The organism is Phreatobacter sp., assembly GCF_016793595.1.
In the GTDB taxonomy this organism is placed as follows: Bacteria; Pseudomonadota; Alphaproteobacteria; order Rhizobiales; family Phreatobacteraceae; genus Phreatobacter.
Map to the genome: position 1 here is coordinate 37,242 of NZ_JAEULY010000016.1, position 19,086 is coordinate 56,327.

General features: G+C 68.2%; 18 protein-coding genes, 1 tRNA gene and 1 pseudogene. 15 read left to right on the top strand and 5 right to left on the bottom strand.

Annotated features, from left to right (window positions below):
- Window positions 1–118 precede the first annotated feature (118 nt).
- Window positions 119–1,747: pseudogene (locus tag JNK84_RS17425) on the top strand (recombinase family protein); the annotation flags it as partial.
- On the opposite strand, the gene JNK84_RS17430 reads toward JNK84_RS17425, so the two are convergent.
- Window positions 1,718–1,807 (bottom strand) — tRNA-Ser (locus tag JNK84_RS17430). The pseudogene JNK84_RS17425 and the gene JNK84_RS17430 overlap by 30 nt on opposite strands.
- A gap of 347 nt (window positions 1,808–2,154) precedes the next feature.
- Here JNK84_RS17430 and JNK84_RS17435 point away from each other — a divergent pair.
- From JNK84_RS17435 to JNK84_RS17460, 6 genes are all read left to right on the top strand, one after another.
- A complete protein-coding gene (locus JNK84_RS17435; protein WP_293426019.1) occupies window positions 2,155–2,829 on the top strand; it encodes a 50S ribosomal protein L21 in 675 nt (224 codons plus the stop codon).
- 70 nt (window positions 2,830–2,899) lie between these two features.
- Complete coding sequence (gene rpmA, locus JNK84_RS17440) at window positions 2,900–3,169, top strand: 50S ribosomal protein L27 (protein WP_293426021.1); 270 nt, start codon at window positions 2,900–2,902, stop codon at window positions 3,167–3,169.
- Window positions 3,170–3,332: 163 nt separating this feature from the next.
- Window positions 3,333–3,980 (top strand): GNAT family N-acetyltransferase, encoded by a 648-nt coding sequence (locus JNK84_RS17445; RefSeq protein WP_293426023.1) that lies wholly within the window; start codon window positions 3,333–3,335, stop codon window positions 3,978–3,980.
- A 69-nt stretch (window positions 3,981–4,049) separates the two neighbouring features.
- A complete protein-coding gene (locus tag JNK84_RS17450; protein WP_293426025.1) occupies window positions 4,050–4,619 on the top strand; it encodes a GNAT family N-acetyltransferase in 570 nt (189 codons plus the stop codon).
- Window positions 4,620–4,673: 54 nt separating this feature from the next.
- The gene (mog, locus tag JNK84_RS17455) at window positions 4,674–5,213 is read left to right on the top strand and encodes a molybdopterin adenylyltransferase (protein ID WP_293426027.1); all 540 of its coding nucleotides are present in this window, start codon (window positions 4,674–4,676) and stop codon (window positions 5,211–5,213) included.
- An 86-nt stretch (window positions 5,214–5,299) separates the two neighbouring features.
- The gene (locus JNK84_RS17460) at window positions 5,300–6,400 is read left to right on the top strand and encodes a P1 family peptidase (RefSeq protein ID WP_441343267.1); all 1,101 of its coding nucleotides are present in this window, start codon (window positions 5,300–5,302) and stop codon (window positions 6,398–6,400) included.
- Window positions 6,401–6,498: 98 nt separating this feature from the next.
- Here the strand turns inward: JNK84_RS17460 and JNK84_RS17465 are convergent, their stop codons facing one another.
- On the bottom strand, window positions 6,499–7,665 hold the full coding sequence (locus tag JNK84_RS17465) for an acetyl-CoA acetyltransferase (protein WP_293426029.1): 1,167 nt from the start codon (window positions 7,663–7,665) through the stop codon (window positions 6,499–6,501).
- 322 nt (window positions 7,666–7,987) lie between these two features.
- Here JNK84_RS17465 and JNK84_RS17470 point away from each other — a divergent pair, with 322 nt between their 5' ends.
- Genes JNK84_RS17470 through JNK84_RS17480 form a run of 3 tightly spaced genes read left to right on the top strand, consistent with a single transcriptional unit; the run spans window position 7,988 to window position 11,413 of the window.
- Complete coding sequence (locus tag JNK84_RS17470) at window positions 7,988–9,412, top strand: serine hydrolase (protein WP_293426031.1); 1,425 nt, start codon at window positions 7,988–7,990, stop codon at window positions 9,410–9,412.
- Entirely contained in the window at window positions 9,409–10,296 is an 888-nt protein-coding gene (locus JNK84_RS17475) for an EamA family transporter (protein ID WP_293426033.1), read from the top strand. Before JNK84_RS17470 ends, JNK84_RS17475 begins: the two co-directional genes overlap by 4 nt.
- A gap of 4 nt (window positions 10,297–10,300) precedes the next feature.
- Entirely contained in the window at window positions 10,301–11,413 is a 1,113-nt protein-coding gene (locus JNK84_RS17480) for a CobW family GTP-binding protein (RefSeq protein WP_293426035.1), read from the top strand.
- Here JNK84_RS17480 and gluQRS read toward each other — a convergent pair.
- On the bottom strand, window positions 11,410–12,318 hold the full coding sequence (gluQRS, locus tag JNK84_RS17485) for a tRNA glutamyl-Q(34) synthetase GluQRS (protein WP_293426037.1): 909 nt from the start codon (window positions 12,316–12,318) through the stop codon (window positions 11,410–11,412). The genes JNK84_RS17480 and gluQRS overlap by 4 nt on opposite strands.
- Window positions 12,319–12,339: 21 nt before the next feature.
- On the opposite strand from gluQRS, the gene JNK84_RS17490 reads away from it, so the two are divergent.
- On the top strand, window positions 12,340–13,014 hold the full coding sequence (locus tag JNK84_RS17490; protein WP_293426039.1) for a DNA-3-methyladenine glycosylase family protein: 675 nt from the start codon (window positions 12,340–12,342) through the stop codon (window positions 13,012–13,014).
- 140 nt (window positions 13,015–13,154) lie between these two features.
- A complete protein-coding gene (locus JNK84_RS17495; RefSeq protein ID WP_293426285.1) occupies window positions 13,155–13,718 on the top strand; it encodes an HNH endonuclease in 564 nt (187 codons plus the stop codon).
- 3 nt (window positions 13,719–13,721) lie between these two features.
- On the opposite strand, the gene JNK84_RS17500 is transcribed toward JNK84_RS17495, so the two are convergent.
- Window positions 13,722–14,267, bottom strand: a complete 546-nt coding sequence (locus JNK84_RS17500) for a disulfide bond formation protein B (RefSeq protein WP_293426041.1) — start codon at window positions 14,265–14,267, stop codon at window positions 13,722–13,724.
- 100 nt (window positions 14,268–14,367) lie between these two features.
- Here JNK84_RS17500 and pgsA point away from each other — a divergent pair, with 100 nt between their 5' ends.
- From pgsA to JNK84_RS17515, 3 genes are read left to right on the top strand one after another with little or no spacing between them, the layout of a single operon-like run.
- A complete protein-coding gene (gene pgsA / locus JNK84_RS17505; RefSeq protein ID WP_293426287.1) occupies window positions 14,368–14,991 on the top strand; it encodes a CDP-diacylglycerol--glycerol-3-phosphate 3-phosphatidyltransferase in 624 nt (207 codons plus the stop codon).
- Complete coding sequence (moaD, locus tag JNK84_RS17510; protein WP_293426043.1) at window positions 14,988–15,239, top strand: molybdopterin converting factor subunit 1; 252 nt, start codon at window positions 14,988–14,990, stop codon at window positions 15,237–15,239. Before pgsA ends, moaD begins: the two co-directional genes overlap by 4 nt.
- A gap of 8 nt (window positions 15,240–15,247) precedes the next feature.
- A complete protein-coding gene (locus JNK84_RS17515; protein ID WP_293426044.1) occupies window positions 15,248–16,354 on the top strand; it encodes an MBL fold metallo-hydrolase in 1,107 nt (368 codons plus the stop codon).
- Window positions 16,355–16,402: 48 nt separating this feature from the next.
- Here JNK84_RS17515 and JNK84_RS17520 read toward each other — a convergent pair whose 3' ends face one another.
- A complete protein-coding gene (locus JNK84_RS17520) occupies window positions 16,403–19,081 on the bottom strand; it encodes a TIGR02302 family protein (RefSeq protein ID WP_293426046.1) in 2,679 nt (892 codons plus the stop codon).
- Window positions 19,082–19,086: the final 5 nt, after the last annotated feature.

Here is a 19,086-nt window from a genome sequence, read left to right on the forward strand (position 1 = left end):
CGACTGGCCCGAGCGCGTGCCGGTCACGAGTGCGGAAGTGGATGTGTTCGAGGCATGGTTCGGCGACGTTTTCGACGAGCTGTTCGGGCCGTGCCAATGATGTGAGGAGTTCGCTGTAATGACCGTGCCGATGCGCGCCGCCCTCTACCTGCGCGTCTCGACGGCGCGGCAGGCCGAGCATGACGTGTCGATCCCCGATCAGCGCAAACAGGGCGAAGCCTATTGCCTGTCGCGGGGATTGGAGCTGGTCTATACCTTCGTCGAGGCTGGCGCGTCGGCGACGAACGACCGGCGGCCCGAGTTCCAGCGGATGATCGAGGCGGGCACGAGCAAGCCGGCGCCGTTCGACGTGGTGGTGGTCCACAGCTTCTCGCGCTTCTTCCGCGATCATTTCGAGCTGGAGTTCTACGTTCGCAAGCTCGCCAAGAACGGCGTCAAGCTGCTGTCGATCACGCAGGAAATGGGCGACGACCCGATGCACGTCATGATGCGGCAGATCATGGCGCTGTTCGACGAATATCAATCGAAAGAGAACGCGAAGCACGTCCTTCGGGCGCTCAAGGAAAATGCCCGGCAGGGCTTCTGGAACGGCTCGCTGCCGCCGATCGGCTATCGCGTTGTCGATGCCGAGCAGCGCGGCGCGAAGATGAAGAAGAAGCTGGAAATCGACCCGATCCATGCCGACACGGTGCGGCTGGCGTTCAAGCTGGCGTTGGAAGGCGACGGCACGTCCGGCCCGATGGGCGTGAAGTCGATCACCAAACATCTCAACGAGCGTCGTATCTTCACGCGCGACGGTGGCCGCTGGGGCATCGGCACGGTCCATCGGATGCTGACCCGGCCGACCTATATCGGCCGCCACGAGTTCAACAAGCGCGGCAAGAGCAAGGAATTGAAGCCCGCCGAGGAAGTGATCGCGGTGGAGGTTCCGGCGATCGTCGACCAGGCCACGTTCGATGCGGTGCAGGCGCATTTCAAGGCGCGCAATCCGAAGGTCGCCCATCCGCAGGTCGTGAGCGGTCCGACGCTGCTGACTGGCCTGATCCATTGCGGGAAGTGCGGCGGGGCGATGACGATTCGCACCGGAAAGGGCGGTCGCTATCGCTATTACACCTGTTCGATGAAGGCGCGGCAGGGGGCGACCGCCTGCGAGGGCATGACCGTTGCGATGGAGCGGCTGGACGATCTGGTCGCAAACTATCTGGCCGACCGGCTGCTCGATCCTGACCGGCTGGAGGATGTGCTGGCCGAGGTTCTGGATCGTCGGCAGGAACGCAGCGACCGGCGCCGTGAGCATATCGCGGAATTGAACCGGCGATCCGCCGAGACCGAGTTGCGCCTGAAACGGCTCTACGACGCGATCGAAAGCGGCGTTGCCGATCTCGATGACCCGGCGCTCAAGGAACGCATAATCGCCTTGAAGGCGACTCGCGATCAAGCGCGGGCGGATGCCGAGCGGGCCTCGGCTCTCCTGCTAAACTCGGCGCAGCAGGCCATTACGCCCGCCACGTTGCGAAAGTTCGCGTCAACCGCGCGGCGGCGTATCCGCATGGAAGGCGGCGGCTATCGCCGCGACCATCTGCGCGCGCTGGCGCAGCGGGTCGAGGTCGATCGCGGCGAGGTCCGCATCATGGGATCGAAGAGCAACCTGCTCCGCGTGCTGGCCGCCAATGGCGTAGCCACGGCGGCGGGCGGAGTGCCCATCGTTGTTCCGAAGTGGCGGAGAGGGAGGGATTCGAACCCCCGATACGGTTGCCCGTATGCCGCATTTCGAGTGCGGTGCTTTCAACCACTCAGCCACCTCTCCGCGGTCTCGCAAGGACAGGGCTTGAAAAGCATCTGCCGGCTGGTGAGCGAAGCGCGACATAGCCGAACGCCGTGCGGCATTCAAGCCACCGCAAGCGGCCCGGACGGAAATCTTCGCGGCTCGGGGCATGAAAATCGCCGCCGGCCCGGAGTTTTCCTTGACTTGGCGCGGCTTTTCCATCATTGAGCCGCGTCCCGGAACATCCGGTCGTCGGAGCCTTGCGCTTCAGGCGGCGGCCGGGACCAAAGACCGATCCGCCCGTCCAGGGTGGCAAGATCAAACAAGAAGACGGCCGGATGCCCGATTTTCCGGGTGATTCACGGCGCGTCGCACAAGGACAGACGACGATGTACGCAGTCATCAAGACTGGCGGCAAACAGTACAAGGTTGCCGCCGAAGACACGATCACCATCGAAATCCTCAAGGCCAGCGCCGGCGATACCGTGGTGTTTCCGGACGTGCTCATGCTTGGCGGCGACGCCGGCATCACCCTCGGCGCGCCCTTCGTGGCCGGCGCCTCGGTGGCAGGCGAGGTTCTCCAGCAGAAGCGCGGCCCGAAGGTCATCTCCTTCAAGAAGCGCCGCCGCCAGAACTCCAAGCGCAAGCGCGGCCATCGCCAGGACCTGATGGTGGTCCGCATCGCCGAGATCCTGACCGATGGCGCCAAGCCTTCGAAGGCCGCCTCCGCGAAGAAGCCGGCCGCCGAGAAGACCGCCGCCGCCAAGCCGGCCAAGCTCGCCGACCTGCCGGCCGAGGGCGGAAAGCTCGACACGTCGAACCTCTCGCTTATCTCGGGCGTCGGCCCGACGATCGAGAAGAAGCTGCGCGCCGCCGGCATCACCTCCTGGGAGCAGATCGCGTCCTGGACCGAGGCCGATCTCGAGGCGAAGGACAAGGAGCTGGCGCTCCGCGGTCGCGCCAAGCGCGAGGAATGGGTCGAGCAGGCCAGGGAGCTGCTGGCGGGCAAGCCGCCGCGCGCCAAGGCCGACCAGGCCGAACAGAAATCCGGTGAGGACTGGTAAGCGCCGACCGGCTCTTGCCATCCTTTTGAACAATACGTCTTATAAGACCTAACGGAATCGGGAGCTCATCATGGCTCACAAAAAAGCAGGCGGCTCGTCTCGGAACGGTCGCGATTCGAATGCACAGCGTCTCGGCGTAAAGCGCTTCGGCGGCCAGGCGGTCGTCGCGGGCAATATTCTCGTGCGCCAGCGCGGCACCAAGTTCCATCCCGGGACCAATGTCGGCCTCGGCAAGGACCACACCCTCTTCGCGACCGCTGACGGCCGCGTAGAATTCCGAACGAAAACGAACAACCGTACTTACGTGTCGGTCGTTCCGATGATTGCCGCCGCAGAGTAACTGGCGGCACCGACATCGGAGCCGCCGGCGAGATCGCCAGGCAGCTCCGATATCCGAAGGTTCAGGATCAAGGGGCGCCAGGCGGCAAGCCGGCGCCCCTTTTTCTTTGGCCCTCGGGAATGGTCTTGAGGGTCCATCACACCGGCGGGAAGGAGCCTGTGTCATGACTGCCCTGGAAACCGAACTGGAAGGCCGCTTGGGCGGCGATCTCAAGGAGAGCAGTATCCCCGTCCTCGAGACGGAGCGGCTGGTTCTCCGTGCGCCGCGTTTCGAGGACGTCCCGTCGATCGTGGTCGTGGCCAATGATCGTCGGGTTGCCGAAATGACGGCCAACCTTCCGCATCCCTATGCGGCGAAGGACGCGGAGAAATGGATCGCCAACGCCTGGGCCAGTCCCGACCATCCCTTTCTCATCACTCTCAAGACCAACGGCGCCCTTGTCGGTGCGACGGGTTTCGTGATGCCTGAATTCGGCGATCCCGAAATCGGTTACTGGCTGGCTGCCGAGCACTGGGGCCGCGGCTATGCGACAGAGGCTGCCCGCGCGGTCGTTGATCACCTGTTCTCAGACCGGGGCGCCGAGGCGGTGGTGACCTGGGCACGCGTCGTCAATCCGGCCTCGCGCCGGGTCGTCGAGAAGTGCGGTTTCCAGTGGAACGGCGTTGGTCTCGCCCGGCTGAAGGCACTGGCGAGCTCCGTTCCGGTCGACAAGTTCCGGCTGGAGCGGACGGTCTGGGCCAGCCTCAAGGCCTGGCGCGACCCGATCCTCCGGCGCACGGCGCCGAAGGTCGTGATCGGCGATCGTGCCTGATCGCGGGCTGTCGCTCTGACAAGAAGGTCCGCCGGCCCATGCCGGCGGGCCTCAGCGCCACGGTGGATCATGACCGACGCGCCTTCCTCGCCCTGGCAGACGGCTGCACCGCTGGAGACGCGGCGGCTGGTCCTGCGCGCCTTCGCCTTCACCGATGTTCCGCGCATAGCCCGCTATGCCGGCGACCTCTCCGTTTCGCGCATGCTCGCGCGGGTGCCCCACCCCTATACGGAAGCGCATGCCTCGGCCTTTGTCGGCGACATGCTGGCCTCGAACGCGACCGGCGATGGTCTCGGCCTCGCCGTCGCGCGAAAGAAGGAGCCGAACGCACTGATCGGCAGCATCTCGTTCACACGCGACGGTGCGACGGCGGAAATCGGCTGGTGGTTCGGGCCGCCCTATTGGGGGCGTGGCTTTGCGACGGAAGCGGTGACGGCCATGGTCGCGCTGGCCTTTCGCGAGCCGCGCCTCGAAAGGCTGACGGCTGGGGCCTTCGTCGGGAACGCCGCATCGCTGCGCGTTCAGGAGAAACTGGGTTTCGTGCAGGTTGGCGCTGGCCAGAGGGACAGCCTCGCGCGCGGCCGCCCCGCCGCCCATATCGATATGGAGCTGACCCGCGCGGCCCACATGCCGCGTTGAGCGGGACTGTTCGGGCGGCTATGGATGGGCCATGAGCACAGCGTACCTCGTCACATGAGCGAATCGTCCATTCCCATCGGCGTCGTCACCGTTTCCGATCGTGCCAGCCGCGGCATCTACGAGGATAAGGGCGGCCCCGGCATCATCGCCGCGCTGACGGATCTTCTCGCCTCGCCCTGGCATGCCGTGCCGCGAATCATCGCCGATGAGCAGGCGGAGATCGAGGCGGCGCTGGTCGAGCTTGCCGACCGCGAATCCTGCCCGCTGATCCTGACCACCGGCGGCACCGGCCCCGCGCCGCGCGACGTTACGCCGGAGGCGACCGAAACGGTCTGCGACAAGATGATGCCCGGTTTCGGCGAATTGATGCGGGCGGTCAGCCTGAAAGTGGTTCCGACGGCGATCCTGTCGCGCCAGACGGCCGGCATCCGCGGCCGCTCGCTGATCGTCAACCTGCCGGGCAAGCCGTCCTCGATCCGTGAATGCCTCGACGCGGTGATGCCGGCCATCCCCTATTGCATCGACCTGATCGGCGGTCCGCGGCTGGAGACCGATCCTGCCGTCTGCGTCGCATTCCGGCCAAAGGGCGCATGACCGGCTGAGCGGTAATCCCGGGCTTGGCGGCGCACCGCAAGCCCCGCCTAGTCTCGCGGCCCTGTCATTACGCCCGGGAGACTTCGATGGATCGTCGCGATTTCACCTCAGCAGCACTCGGAGCAGGCGTCATGTCGTCCCTCGTATCCGCCGCCAATGCCCAGACGCCGGGTGCGCCGTCGCTCGACGCCGTCCGTGCGCGCACGATGGGCGGCGCGATTACCGACGTTCCCGGCGTGAAGGTCGGCCATTTCACCGATGAGCGCCGGCCGACCGGCTGCACGGTGATCATGACCGAGGAAGGCGTGGTCGGCGGTGTCGATGTGCGCGGCGCGGCCCCGGGCACCCGCGAGACGGATCTGCTCAACCCGACCAACCTTGTCGACAAGGTCCACGCCGTGATGCTGGCGGGCGGCAGCGCCTTCGGTCTCGATGCCGCGACCGGCGCCGTTCGCTGGCTGGAGGAGAAGGGCTTCGGCTTTCCGGCCGGCCCGACGCGCGTGCCGATCGTGCCCTCGGCCATCCTGTTCGACCTCGGCGTCGGCGATCACCGCGTCCGGCCCGACGCGGCGGCCGGCTACAAGGCCTGCGAGGCGGCGACCACGAACCCACCGGCCGAAGGTTCGGTCGGTGCCGGCGCCGGCGCGACGGTGGGCAAGCTCTGGGGCATGAACCGCGCCATGAAGGGCGGCATCGGCACGGCGGCGGTCAAGGTCGGCAAGGTGACGGTCGGCGCCATCGTGGCGGTCAACGCGGTCGGCGACGTCATCGATCCCCGCAGTGGCGAGGTCATTGCCGGCACGCGCAGCGCCGACGGCAAGACCAAGATCAACCTCACTGCTTCGGTGCTCAAGGGCGAGCTGCCGCCGGGACTTCAGCCGGGCATGGCGACGACGATCGGGGTGCTGGCGACCGACGCCCAGTTGACCAAGGCGCAGGCGCAGAAACTCGCCCAGCATGGCCATGACGGGCTCGCGCGCACCATCGACCCGATCCACACCATGTGGGACGGCGATACGATCTTCTGCCTCGCGACGGGCAAGAGCGGCGTCACCGGCAACATGATGGCGCTCGGCGCCATCGCCGCGCAGGTCATGGCGGCGGCGGTGGTGCGGGCGGTGCTCGCTGCCAAAGGAGTCAGCGTTCCTGGCGGGCCGACGATCCCCTCGGCGGCTGAGTTCGGCTGAGCGCTCTATGGCTTCCGTTCCATCGCGTTTTGCACGCTGTTCGCGCGCTTCTCTTCACGCGAGCCGGTGCCCACTTCGCTCGAAAACGCTTCAGCGCGTCAGCGCAGGCGCTCGAGCACGCTCACATAGTTGGCGACCGCTGCGCCGCCCATGTTGAAGATGCCGCCGAGCTTGGCGCCGTCCACCTGAATGCCGCCGGCCGTGCCCATGAGCTGCATCGATGAGAGCACGTGCATGGAGACACCCGTCGCGCCGATCGGGTGGCCCTTGGCCTTGAGGCCGCCCGACGGATTGACCGGCAGCCTGCCGTCCTTCTGCGTCCAGCCTTCCTTGATCGCCCTTGCGCCCTGACCCTCGGGAACAAGGCCCATGGCTTCGTACTCGATCAGTTCGGCGACGGTGAAGCAGTCGTGGGTCTCGACGAAGGAGAGGTCCGAGAGCTCGATGCCCGCCTCGCCCAGCGCCTTGCCCCAGGCCTGCGTGCAGCCCTCGAACTTCAGGATGTCGCGCTTCGACATGGGCAGGAAGTCCTGCACATGGGCATGGCCGCGGAAGGCGACCGCCTTCTTCATCTTCAGGGCCGTCGCCGTATCCGTGATGACCAGCGCCGCCGCGCCGTCCGAAACAAGCGAGCAGTCCGTGCGCTTCAGGGGGCCTGCAACGAAGGGGTTCTTCTCGCTTTCAGTGCGGCAGAACTCGTAGCCGAAATCCTTGCGCATCTGGGCATAGGGATTCTCGACGCCGTTCTTGTGGTTCTTCGCCGCGATCAGGGCGAGCGCGTCGGACTGGTCGCCCCAGCGCTGGAAGTAGTTATGGGCGATCTTGCCGAAGACCCCGGCGAAGCCCGCCGGCGTCTCGCCGTCCTCGGGCAGGTAGGATGCGCGCAGGAGATTCTTGCCGATCTCCGGACCCGGCGTCTTGGTCATCTGCTCGACGCCGACCACCAGCACGACGCGGGCGTCGCCCGCCTTCACCGCGCGCACCGCCTGGTGCACGGCGGCGGAGCCCGTGGCGCAGGCATTCTCGACGCGCGTCGCCGGCTTGAAGCGCAGGCGCGGATCGGCCTGCAACACGAGCGAGGCCGTGAAGTCCTGCGGCGAGAAGCCTGCGTTGAAATGGCCGAGCAGGATTTCGTCAACGTCATCCGGGCCGATGCCGGCATCGGCCAGCGCCTCGTTGGCGACGCGCACGATCAGGCTCTCGACGGTTTCGGCGTCGAGCTTTCCGAAGGGCGTGTGGGCCCAGCCAACGATGCAGGCGGTCATGGAAGGCTCCTCGAAAAGACGGACGGGTAAATACACTATAGGTCGGTGCGCGGGCCTTCGCCATCGCCCGTCCGGCGCATGGCTGGTGCGCCCGTCCACGATAGTGCGCGGATGCGGCCAAGGCCATGCTTTGGCCGTCTTCCAATCGTTAGAGGGCTGGGCCGTCTCCTTCCTGCCGGGGCCGGCCGACCGGCCGATGCGCGCCGGGGACCGCTGGCGAAACAAGGCCGAAGCAGGTAAACAGGTCCCCGACCCGGCGCCGCTTCCCACGAAGGTCATGCAATTGCGGATCAGTACCCCTGTTCTTGCCGCGGCGCTTGCCATGTGCGTCGCTCTGCCAGTCCGGGCGCAGCAGGTCGGTCCGACCATCGTCGTCGATGCCGCCACGGGACAGGTGCTTCAGGCCGACCGCGCCGGCATGCCCTGGCTGCCCGCATCGCTCACCAAGATGATGACCGCCTACGTGGCCCTGAGACAGGTGCGCGCCGGCCGGGCGACCATGAACACGGGCCTCACGGTTTCGCAGCGTGCCTTCCGATCCGCGCCGTCCAAGATGGGCTTCCGCCCCGGCACCGTCGTCACGCTCGATAACGCGCTGAAGATCATCATGGTCAAGTCGGCCAATGACGTCTCGACCACCATCGCCGAGGGCATAGGCGGGTCGGTCGAGGGTTTCGCGGGCATGATGAACGCCGAGGCTGCCCGTCTCGGCATGACCGCGACCCGCTTTGCCAATCCACATGGCCTGCCCGGCGGCTCGCAGCAGACCTCGGCGCGGGACATGGCTGTCCTCGCTCGCGCGCTCATGCGCGAGTTTCCCGAGCACTCGCTGCTCTGGCGCATGCCGGCGATCCGCTTCGGCAACCGCGTCATGCGCAACCACAACCACCTGATCGGCCGCTATCAGGGTGCCGACGGGTTCAAGACCGGCTTTACCTGCGCCTCCGGCTTCAACGTGGTGGCCACCGCCACGCGCGGCGGCCGGCAGCTCATCGTCGTCGTGCTCGGCGCGACCTCCGCGCGCGGTCGCGCGGAGACGGCCGCCGGGCTGTTCGAACGCCATTTCGTCAGCTATGGCGGCGGCAGCAATGTCGATGGCGTCGCCAATGACCTGTCCTCCGGCCCGCCCAATATCCGCGATCAGGCCTGCCGCCGCCGCGGCCGCGGTCCGGCCTATATCGAAGCTGGCGAGGAGCTCGACAACGAACCGGTCGCGATGAATTCCGGCGATCCCGGCAATCTCAGCGTGGCGCAGATGTTCGCCGCGCCCGCTGGCCAGCGCCGGTCGGCGACCGTCAACGCTTTCGCCGCGATTCCCGGAGCGATTCCCTCGCTGCTCGGCCCCTACCGCCCGAGCATGGACCCGGTTCCGGTCTTTACCGGCGATGCCGGCCCGGTGGCAGCGCCCGCCACGGCGCTTGCGTCCCACGGTTCTCGCGCCGTGACGCTGCCGGCGACGACCTCGCCGGGCAGCGTGACGATCACCACGACCACTGCGCCAGGCGCGATCCGTGCGGGCGTCGCTCCGGCTGCGCAGCCTCCGGGGCAGCCGGTGCGCCCAGGCGCCATCGGCGCGCCGATGGCCTTGCAGGGTGCCGCCGTGCCGACGCCCCGGCCGGCCGATGCGCCCCGTGCCGCCACCCGTTCCGGTTCCCGCGAGGCGCGTCCCGCCCGCAATGGCCGCCCGGCTGCCGCGCAGGGCAGCCGCCAGTCATCGCAGCCGGCGCGCAACCGCCCGCGCTCGTGAGCCCGCATTCGGTCGGCATAGGCATCGGGCTGGCCCTCGTCTCGGCGAGCGCCTACGGCTTCAATATCGTCTATGCGCGCATGGCGACGCAGGCCGGCGTCTCGGCCGCTGATCTCGTCTTCCTGCGCGTCTTCCTGATGATGGGTATCGCAACCGCCGCGATCGGGATGATCGGCGGTTCGTTGAAGGTCGAACGTCGCGACTGGCCGCCGCTCGTCGCGGTGGGCGTCGCCTCGGCCGGCGTCGGACTTGCCTATTTCTTCGCCGTCTCCTTCGTGCCGATCGGCGTCGCGGCGATCATTTTCTATACGTTCCCGCTACTGATCCTGCTTGCCAGCCCGTTCATCGAGGGCATTCCCTTTACGGCGCGACGGCTCGGCGTCTTCGCACTGGCCTTCGCCGGGCTGGCCATCGCCATCGGTCCTGCGCTCGGTGGCATCGATATGCGCGGCGTGCTGCTCGCCGCGCTCGCCAGCGTCATCGCCGCCTGCCAGTTCTTCGCGGCCGCGAAGGCGGGCGCGCGCATCGCGCCGCCGGCCCTCCTGTTCTGGTCGCATGTCATCATCATGCCCATCGCCGGCATCGTGGCGCTGTCGGTCGGCACGACCGGCTGGGGCGCGATAGCCGGCGCCTGGTTTGCCTGCGCCATGACCATTCTCGGCTATCTCATCGGCTTCGCGCTGCAGATGCTGGCCGCCCGGCACGCGCCCGCGGCCTTGATCGGCCTTGTCTTCTGCCTCGAACCGGTGGTGGCCATCGGCTTTGCCGGCCTGATCCTTGGCGAAACGCTGACCGGTGCCCAGATGATGGGAAGCCTGCTCGTCCTCTCGGCCCTTGTCGCTTCCTCCATCACGGAATTGCGGCGGAGGCCAGCACCTGTCTGACCCGATGACCGAAACGCCCTCGCCTCGCCGGCCGCGGCCGCCAATCCCCGTCACCGTGCTGACGGGCTTTCTCGGCGCGGGCAAGACGACGCTGCTCAACCGCCTGCTTGCCGACGAGGATATGAAGGACACCGCCGTGCTCATCAACGAGTTCGGCGAGATCGGCCTTGATCACCTGCTGGTGCGCACGGTGGACGAAGGCATCGTCATGCTGTCGTCGGGCTGCGTCTGCTGCACCGTGCGCGGCGACCTTGTCTCGGCGCTGGAGGATCTGCTGCGGGCGCTGGACAACGGCCGGATCGAGCCCTTCGCGCGCGTCGTCATCGAGACCACAGGCCTCGCCGACCCCATTCCGGTGATCCACACGATGATGGCGCATCCCTATCTGGCCATGCGCTACCGGCTGGATGCGGTGGTGACCGTGGTCGATGCCCTGAACGGGATTGCCACCCTCGACGCCCATCCGGAGGCGGTGAAACAGGCGGCGGTCGCCGACCGGATCATCGTCTCGAAGACCGATCTCATCGACAGCGAGCAAAGGCGCGCTGCCTTCTCCAATCTCGAAGCGCGGCTTGCCGCGCTCGCGCCTTCGGCGATCCGGCTCGACGCCGCCAGGGGTGAAGCGACGGCCGCGGCGGTTCTGGCGGCGGGCCTCTACGATCCCGCGACCAAGACGCCGGATGTCGCCCGCTGGCTCAATGACGAGGCCCTGTCGGGCGGCGACGATGCCGCGCATGGCCATGACGACGGCATCCGCGCCTTCTCGCTGACCAGCGATCGGGCCATGGGCTCGGCCGCCTTCGACATGTTTCTGGAATTGCTGCGGGGTGCGCACGGGCCGCACCTGCTGCGGGTGAAGGGCGTGGTGAAGATCGCCGAGTTTCCGGACCGGCCGGTGGTCGTTCATGGCGCGCAGCATGTGTTCCACCCGACCACCGTGCTCGATGCCTGGCCGGACGGCGATGCGCGCACGCGTCTGGTTTTCATCCTCAAGGACATGGATCCGGCGGTGATCCGCGCGCTGCACGACGCCTTTCTCGGCATCACCCGCCCCGACCAGCCGGACCGGGCGGCGCTGACGGACAATCCGCTGGCAATCCCGGGTCTGCGGTTCTAGCCGAACCCCAGGATCCGCCGGATGTCGGCGGCGCTCGCGCCCCTGTTGCGCAGGGCACGGAAGCCCTCGGCCTGATCGCTCTTGGAGAGTTTGCGCCCGTCCGGGCCCAGAACCAGCCGGTGATGACGGTAGAGCGGCTCGGGAAGTCCGAGCAGCTCCTGGAGCAGGCGATGGACGGCGGTCGACTGGAACAGGTCTTCGCCGCGAACAATGTGGGTGACGTTCTGGATCGCGTCGTCGGTGACAACCGAGAGATGGTAGCTGGTGCCGACATCCTTGCGGGCGAGCACCACGTCGCCCCAGGCCTCCGGGCGGGCTTCGACCGTGCGGGTCGGCACACCGCCTGCGTCGATCTCCGCCCATGTCAGCGGCCGGTCGACCTTTGCCAGTGCCTTCGCCATGTCGAGCCGCAGCGCATGGGGTCTGCCCGCATCGATCAGGGCCTGCCGCTCAGCCTCGGAGAGGGAGGTGCCCGAGCCGGCATAGAGTGGCGCGCCGTCCGGGTCCTTCGGCCAGGGGTGGCCGGTTTCAGCCTCGCGCGCGGCGGCGAGGGCCTTCAGCTCGCCGCGGCTCTCGAAACTCGCGAAGACGAGGCCCATGGCGTCGAGCCGCGCCAGCGCATCCCGATAGACCGGCAGATGCTCCGACTGCCGGCGCGGCGGCGTCTCGAAGGTGACGCCGAGCCAGGCGAGATCCTCAATCATCGCCGCCTCGAATTCCGGACGGCAGCGCGTCGCGTCGATATCCTCGATGCGCAGCAGCAGGCGGGCGCCGAGCGCTGCTGCCAGCGCCTCGTTCTCCAGCGCGCTAAGCGCATGACCGAGATGCAGGAGGCCGTTCGGGCTCGGCGCAAAGCGCAGGACCGGACTTTTCGGGTGGCGGGAAGCGACGATGCCAGAAGACATGGCAAAGCCTATGGTCGAGCGATGAGCAGCGCGCAAGGCAAGGGACCAGACACGATCGAGGCGGAGGCCGATCTCGGCCGGCATCTGGCTGCACTCGTCGGCCAGTGCCCGGACATGGCGCGTCTTCACGGCGAGCTTGGGTGTCCGCCTCTGCGTCGGCGTCCCGCCGGGTTCGAGGGTCTCGTCCATATCGTCGTGTTCCAGCAGATATCGCTCGCGGCCGCCCGCGCTATCTGGGAGCGGACGCTCGGCGTCTTCGGATCGATTACGCCAGCCATTCTTGCCGCCGCCAGTGACGAGGACTTCCGCGCCGCCGGCCAGTCCCGGCCGAAGATCCGGACGCTGCGGGCCATCGCGGCGGCCGTCCTCGACGGTTCGCTCGATTTCGACGCCATCGGCAGGCTGGAGGCGGATGCGGCTCATGCCGCGCTGGTGCAGGTGAAAGGCATCGGCCCGTGGACGGCCGATGTCTACCTGCTCTCCTGCCTCGGCCATCCCGACGCCTGGCCTGCCGGCGATGTCGCGTTGCAGGCCGCGGCCGGCGATCTCCTCGGCCTTGCCGCCCGGCCCGACGCCAAGGCGATGGCAGCCCTCGGTGAGCGCTGGCGGCCGTATCGTGCCGTCGCGGCGAGGCTGCTCTGGGCCCATTACGCACGCCTGCGCGGGCGCGCGGCGGAGCCCGCCACGACAGCGTGAACGGCGCGGGACGCCGGAGGCTTCACAAGACCGACACGATGCCCGTAGTATCGGGTCGTGCCTGACATTCGCGCTCGCGAATCAGCGAGCCGACCGATCGCAAGGAGTTCGTCTTGACGGTCGCCGTATCGCCCGGGGCATTGGCGGCTTCCACGCCGGTCTCCCCTGGTTCATGGCCCGCTCTGGTGCTCAACGCGGATTACCGCCCGTTGAGCTACTATCCCCTGTCGCTCTGGTCGTGGCAGGACACGATCAAGGCCGTCTTCCTCGACCGCGTGACAGTCGTCTCGACCTACGAGAAGGCGATCCACTCGCCGAGCTTCGAGATGCGCCTGCCGAGCGTCGTCTCGCTGAAGACCTATGTGAAGCCGTCGCGCAACCCTGCCTTCACCCGGTTCAACGTCTTCCTGCGCGACAAATTCCGCTGCCAGTATTGCGGCCATGGCGAGGATCTGACCTTCGATCACCTCATTCCGCGCTCGAAGGGCGGCCAGACGACCTGGGACAACGTGCTGGCGGCCTGCTCACCCTGCAACCTGCGCAAGGGCTCCAAGACGCTGAAGGAATCCGGGATGCAGCTGGTGCAGCATCCGTTCGCGCCGACGGTGCAGGACCTGCACACCAATGGCAGGTTGTTCCCGCCGAACTACCTGCACGAAAGCTGGATGGACTATCTGTACTGGGATACCGAACTGGAGCCGTAGGGCTCAGGCAGCTTCCCGCGACCGGCTCGCGGCTGCGAGGGCGACAGCGGCCAGCACCGTCGCGATCAGCGCGTTCCACCCTGCCAGCGACACGCCGAGGAAGCGCCAGGCGGCGACCGTGCAGTCAGCGATGCGCGGGCCGGTCTGAATCTGGCGCAGGAGGTCGCCGGGCGTGCGCGCGATGGTGACGGGCTGGGCGCAGGTGGTCGGACCGGCCCAGAACCCCCACTCGGCGCCGGCATGATAGATGCCGAGACAGGCGCCCCAGACCATGACGCCCGCAAGGACCAGCAGGCCGAGCCGGACAATGAGCCCCGGCGCCTTGAAGGCCGCCGCCGCCGCAACCGCCAGAGCCAGCGGGATCGCCACATAATAGGGCGTGCGCTGCTCGAGGCAGAGTGGGCAGGGAGCAAGGCCCAGCACGTACTGGAAGAAATAGGCGCCGAGGATGGTGCCCGCCGCCGCCACGGCAATGAACAGGCTGGCGCTCAGCCACGGCTTGGAGCCGGCGGATTGGGCGAGGGCGGCGGTGACGGCGCGCAGAGACATGCCCCACCTTCTAGCCGGTCACGAGGTTCTGTCCATCCGCGCGCTCCCCTGCGGCGTCGTTTTGATTGACCGTGACGGCCCCCTCGTTCATCACAAGATCATGAGCTCGGCCGATCCGATCGCCCGCGACAGGCGGGGCAGCGCCTTCACCGTCCCGAACATCCTCACCTATGGGCGCGTCGTGGCCGTGCCCATGGTGGCGGCCTGCCTGTTCGTGCAGGTTCTCTACGAGGGCGGCATCTGGCTGCGCTGGGTGGCGCTGGCCATTTTCGTCGCTGCGGCGATCACCGACTATTTCGACGGCTACCTCGCCCGTGCCTGGTCGCAACATTCGGCGATCGGGCGCATGCTCGATCCGATCGCCGACAAGCTGCTGGTCGGCATCGTGCTTCTGATGCTGGCGGCTGACGGCACCATCCTCGGCTGGTCGCTCTGGGCGGCGGTGGTGATTCTTTCGCGCGAGATTCTCGTCTCGGGCCTGCGCGAGTTCCTTGCCGAACTGCGCGTTTCGGTGCCGGTGACGCGGCTCGCCAAGTGGAAAACGGCAGTGCAGCTGATCGCGGTCGGCTTTCTCATCGCGGGGCCGGCGGGCGACCAGATCCTGCCGGGCGTCACACAGGTCGGCATCGCGCTGTTGTGGTTTGCCGCCGTCCTCACGCTCTATACCGGTTACGACTATTTCCGCGCAGGCGCCGCCCACCTCGTCGATGGGGACGAGCCATGAAGGTGCTATATTTCGCCTGGGTTCGCGAGCGCATCGGCAAGGGCGAGGAGACCATCGACCTGCCGGCTGATGTCGTCACCATCGCCGATCTGATCGGGCACCTGAAGGGGCGCGGCGAGGAATATGCCTACGCCTTCGAGAACGCGACCGTGATTCGGGCGGCGCTCGATCAAGTTCATGCGAAGCACGACGCGCCGCTGGCCGGCGCGGCCACGATTGCCTTCTTTCCGCCCATGACCGGCGGCTAGGCTCTGCCATGGCCGATGACAAGCCCGCCAAGCCCCGCCGCTTCTCCCGCCGCAAGCTGCTCGGCATTCTCGCAGCCGTGCCGGTGATCGGCGGCGCGGGCGGCGCCTGGGCCTCGCGGCGCCAGCCCTATTACACCGGTCCGGTCACCGACCATTTCGACGGCACTCGCTTCTTCGACCCGCATGGCTCGCCGCCGAAGGCCTTTACCGACCTGCTGCGCTGGCAGTTCGGCGGCGACGAGCGCGCCCGCTGGCCGGAAAGCTGGCCGATCGAGGCGACCGACACTCCGCCGCCAAGCGTCGAGGGCGATGCGATCCGGTTATCCTATGTCGGCCATGCCAGCGTGCTGCTGCAGACGCGCGGGCTCAACATCCTGTTCGACCCGGTGTGGTCGGAGCGCGTTTCGCCTGTCTCCTTCGCCGGCCCAAGGCGCGTGAACAAGCCCGGTATCGCCTTCGAGGCCCTGCCGAAGATCGACCTCGTCCTCGTCAGCCACGGTCATTATGACCATCTGGACGTCGAGACCCTGTCGCGCCTCAACGCGGTCCACCGGCCGCGGGTCATTACGCCGCTCGGGCAGGACGCGATCATGGCGTCGTACGATCCCGCAATTGCGGCGGAGGCTTTCGACTGGGGCGACCGGATCGAGATCGGCAACGGGATGGCCGTCCATCTGGCGCCGATGCGGCACTGGACGGCGCGCGGCATATTCGATCGCAACAAGGCGCTCTGGGCGGCCTTCGTCATCGAGACGCCGGCCGGGCACATCTACCACATCGGCGATACCGGCTATGGCGACGGGCACCACTTCAGGCAGGTGAAGGCGAAGTTCGGCGGCTTCCGGCTCGCCATCCTGCCGATTGGCGCCTACGAGCCGCGCTGGTTCATGCGCGACCAGCACATGGATCCGGAAGAGGCCGTGCAGGTGATGATCGATGCCGGCGCACGGCGGGCTCTGGCCCATCACTGGGGCACGATCCAGCTCACCAATGAAGGCATCGAGGCGCCCCGCGAAGGCCTCGCCAGGGCGCTCGCCACGCGCGGCATGGCGCCGGACCTGTTCCGGGCCATCAGGCCAGGCGAGGTGTGGGAGATCGGTGCGGCCGAGGTCTGACCCTCAACCTCGATCGCGCCGCGCCGGCGGCACCCCGCGTCAGCGTCCCTATTGAATCTGCAACCCGCGCAGCAGGCGCTCGATGTAATCCGTCTCGACCTGCGGGCGGTCCGGGTCCGACAGGCGGCGTCGCAGTTCCTCCAGCACGCGCTGCGCCCGCTGGGCCGCGCCCTCGCCGGCATTGGGGATGCGCACCTGCGCATTTTCGTTGGCCTCGCGGCCGCGGGTCGGCCGTCCCAGCGGATCGTATTCCTGATTGCCGGCCTGGCCGGCGCGGCCGGGCTGATTGCCGGGCTGGCCCTGTTGTCCCTGCTGGCCCTGGCCTTCCTGCATCTGCTGGGCGAGACCCTGCGCGCCCTGCTGAAGCTGTCGCAGCGCCCGTCCCTGCGCGTCCGTCGCGCCCTGTCCGTCGCCGCGACCGAGCGAACCCTCTGCCTCGCGCATGGCGCGGCCGGCGCCCTCCATGCCCTGCTCGGCCTGTCTGCCGGCCTCGGACTGGCCTTCGCCCTGACCTTGACCCTGCTGTCCCAGCTGCTCGCGCAGCTGGTCGAGCAGTTCGCGCAGCTCGCGCTGGGCATCGCCCAGTTCGCCGTAGCCCTGCTGGCCCTCGCCCTGCTCACCCTGCTGCCCCTGGCCAGGCTGCTGCTGTTGACCCTGCTGCCCCTGCTGCCCGCGTTGCCCCGGGCGCTGCTGCCCGCGCTGGGCGCGGCGCTGCTCCTGATTGCGCCGGAACGTCTGGTCGCGCAGCTGCTGCTGGCGGCGGATCATGTCGGAGAGCCGATCGAGCGGGCTCTCGCCCTGCTCGGTGCCGTCGCCCTCGCCCTGCTGCTGTTGCTGCTGGCGCCCGGCCTGCAGGCCCTGCAGCATCTGCTGGAGTTCCTGCATCAGCCGCTGGGCCTGATCGCGCGCGCCGTTGCGGGCGAGATTCTCGATGCGGTTCAGCATGTCGCGCAGGTCCTGCGGACGCACTGACCGGGTGTTGGGGTCGCGCTGGGCCTGCTGCTGATTGCCCTGCTGGCGATTGCGGAGCTGCTGCTCGGCGAGCTCGCGCATCAGCCGGTCCATGGCCTGCCGGAGGTTCTGCGTCAGCCGCCGGATTTCCTCGTCGGAGGCGCCGCGCTCGATCGCCTGGCGCAACCGCTCGGCGGCCTCGGAAACGGCCCGCTCAGCCTCGGAGATATCGCCGTCCTCCATTCGCACGGCGATGTCCCAGAGATAGTCGATCACCTCGCGGAGCGCTGCATCGTCGCGCGCGCGGGCGAGGCGGTAATAGGCGGTCCTGAGGCCGAGATAGACCGGCGTCTCCATGCCGAACCGGTCAGGCGCGGTGGTCAGCGCCTCCAGCGCGCGGGCGACGCGCGGCCTGGCATTGGCATCGAGGGCGAGAATGCGGCGCTGCTCGATGAGCGCGCGGGGGATCGGCTTGGCGAAGGCGCGCTGGGGAAGGGTCGCGACCACCGTGTCGGAGAAGCCTTCGTTGCCGGCATCGTCCTTGGCCCGCAGTTTCAGCGTCACCTGAAGCCCGGCGAAGGGATGGGCGACGAAGTCGCGCGAGGTCTGACCGTTGCCGCTACGGGTGCGCGCCTGCGGCAGGCCGAGGGAAATCGGCGGCAGTTCGGCGAGCGGACGGGCGCCGTCACGCTGGAGCGCGCGCGCAGAGGGCGCAAGGCCCATCGCGGCTTCGGCTTCGGTTACGCCGTAATCGTCCTCGACCTTGTAGGACAAGACGAGCTGGTTGCGTTGGTCAGTCTGCGGCTCGCGCTCGAAGGCGATGGTCGGCGCGCGGTCCCCGACGGCCTCGAACCGCCAGTCGAGCGGCTCGGCTCCCGTGCCGCGCACGGTCAGCGAGCCGTCCTGAGCCACGGTCCAGCGGGATTCAGTGAGCAAGGACGGTGCCGCGACGGCTGGCGGCTGGCCGGCGGTCTCGGGGGCTGGCGCCGCGGCGACGCCGCCGGTGGGGCGTATCTCGACATTGGCGAGGCCCGTGACGCGCAGCGTGACCACCGAACCGGTGGGAACCTTGAACGTCTCGGGCTCGGCGGGCCGCGCGGCGGCCTCACCGGAGCGACGGGTCGGCAGGATCACGGGCGGCCGGCCGGTATAGGAGGGCGGCGTCACCCAGGCGTCGATTCGATAGGTGATCGGGGCCGGCGGCGCGCGCCAGTCGAAGGCGGTGAGCAGGCGCGTCATGCGCTCGTCGCCGGCGAGGAAATAGGCCGGCACGATCAGCAGCAGCGCCAGCGCGCGGATGGCGTAGCGGTCGAGATTGGCCATGCGCGGCATGGGGATGCCGGTGCGCAGGCGTCCGGTGGCTGCCGCGACACGCGCGCGATGGGCGTCCCACAGCGCCTTGGCAAAGGGATCGTCGCGGGTGGCGAGGCCGTCGGCCAGCGCGGTCGCCGGCCGGTGGCCGCCACCGGTGGAGCGGTCGATGCGGCGCAGCGCCTCCTCGGCGGTCGGCCGCCGGATGGTCATGAGCGGCCAGGCGGCGATCAGCAGCAGGACGAGGACGAAGGCAACGCCGCCGAACCGCGCCCAGTAGGGCACGACCTGCCAGAAGCCGAGCCAGGATACGGCAAGGACGCAGCCGAAAATGCCGAGAAACAGCACAAGGCGCGGCCAGACGCGCTCCCACAGAATGACCAGCTTCGCGCGATCAATCGCATGACCGAGAGCGAGGCTATGCTCGTTGGCCGCCGGCCGATCCCTGTCCATGCTCTCGCTCAACAGCC

Excerpts from the sequence above, each read along its gene's own strand:
- JNK84_RS17480 (WP_293426035.1), top strand. The coding sequence starts at position 10,301 with ATGACCGAAACGCCCTCGCCTCGCCGGCCGCGGCCGCCAATCCCCGTC.
- JNK84_RS17450 (WP_293426025.1), top strand. The coding sequence starts at position 4,050 with ATGACCGACGCGCCTTCCTCGCCCTGGCAGACGGCTGCACCGCTGGAG.
- moaD (WP_293426043.1), top strand. The coding sequence starts at position 14,988 with ATGAAGGTGCTATATTTCGCCTGGGTTCGCGAGCGCATCGGCAAGGGC.
- JNK84_RS17490 (WP_293426039.1), top strand. The coding sequence starts at position 12,340 with ATGAGCAGCGCGCAAGGCAAGGGACCAGACACGATCGAGGCGGAGGCC.
- JNK84_RS17460 (WP_441343267.1), top strand. The coding sequence starts at position 5,300 with ATGGATCGTCGCGATTTCACCTCAGCAGCACTCGGAGCAGGCGTCATG.
- JNK84_RS17435 (WP_293426019.1), top strand. The coding sequence starts at position 2,155 with ATGTACGCAGTCATCAAGACTGGCGGCAAACAGTACAAGGTTGCCGCC.
- JNK84_RS17515 (WP_293426044.1), top strand. The coding sequence starts at position 15,248 with ATGGCCGATGACAAGCCCGCCAAGCCCCGCCGCTTCTCCCGCCGCAAG.
- rpmA (WP_293426021.1), top strand. The coding sequence starts at position 2,900 with ATGGCTCACAAAAAAGCAGGCGGCTCGTCTCGGAACGGTCGCGATTCG.
- pgsA (WP_293426287.1), top strand. The coding sequence starts at position 14,368 with ATGAGCTCGGCCGATCCGATCGCCCGCGACAGGCGGGGCAGCGCCTTC.
- mog (WP_293426027.1), top strand. The coding sequence starts at position 4,674 with ATGAGCGAATCGTCCATTCCCATCGGCGTCGTCACCGTTTCCGATCGT.
- JNK84_RS17500 (WP_293426041.1), bottom strand. The coding sequence starts at position 14,267 with ATGTCTCTGCGCGCCGTCACCGCCGCCCTCGCCCAATCCGCCGGCTCC.
- JNK84_RS17445 (WP_293426023.1), top strand. The coding sequence starts at position 3,333 with ATGACTGCCCTGGAAACCGAACTGGAAGGCCGCTTGGGCGGCGATCTC.
- gluQRS (WP_293426037.1), bottom strand. The coding sequence starts at position 12,318 with ATGTCTTCTGGCATCGTCGCTTCCCGCCACCCGAAAAGTCCGGTCCTG.
- JNK84_RS17470 (WP_293426031.1), top strand. The coding sequence starts at position 7,988 with ATGTGCGTCGCTCTGCCAGTCCGGGCGCAGCAGGTCGGTCCGACCATC.
- JNK84_RS17465 (WP_293426029.1), bottom strand. The coding sequence starts at position 7,665 with ATGACCGCCTGCATCGTTGGCTGGGCCCACACGCCCTTCGGAAAGCTC.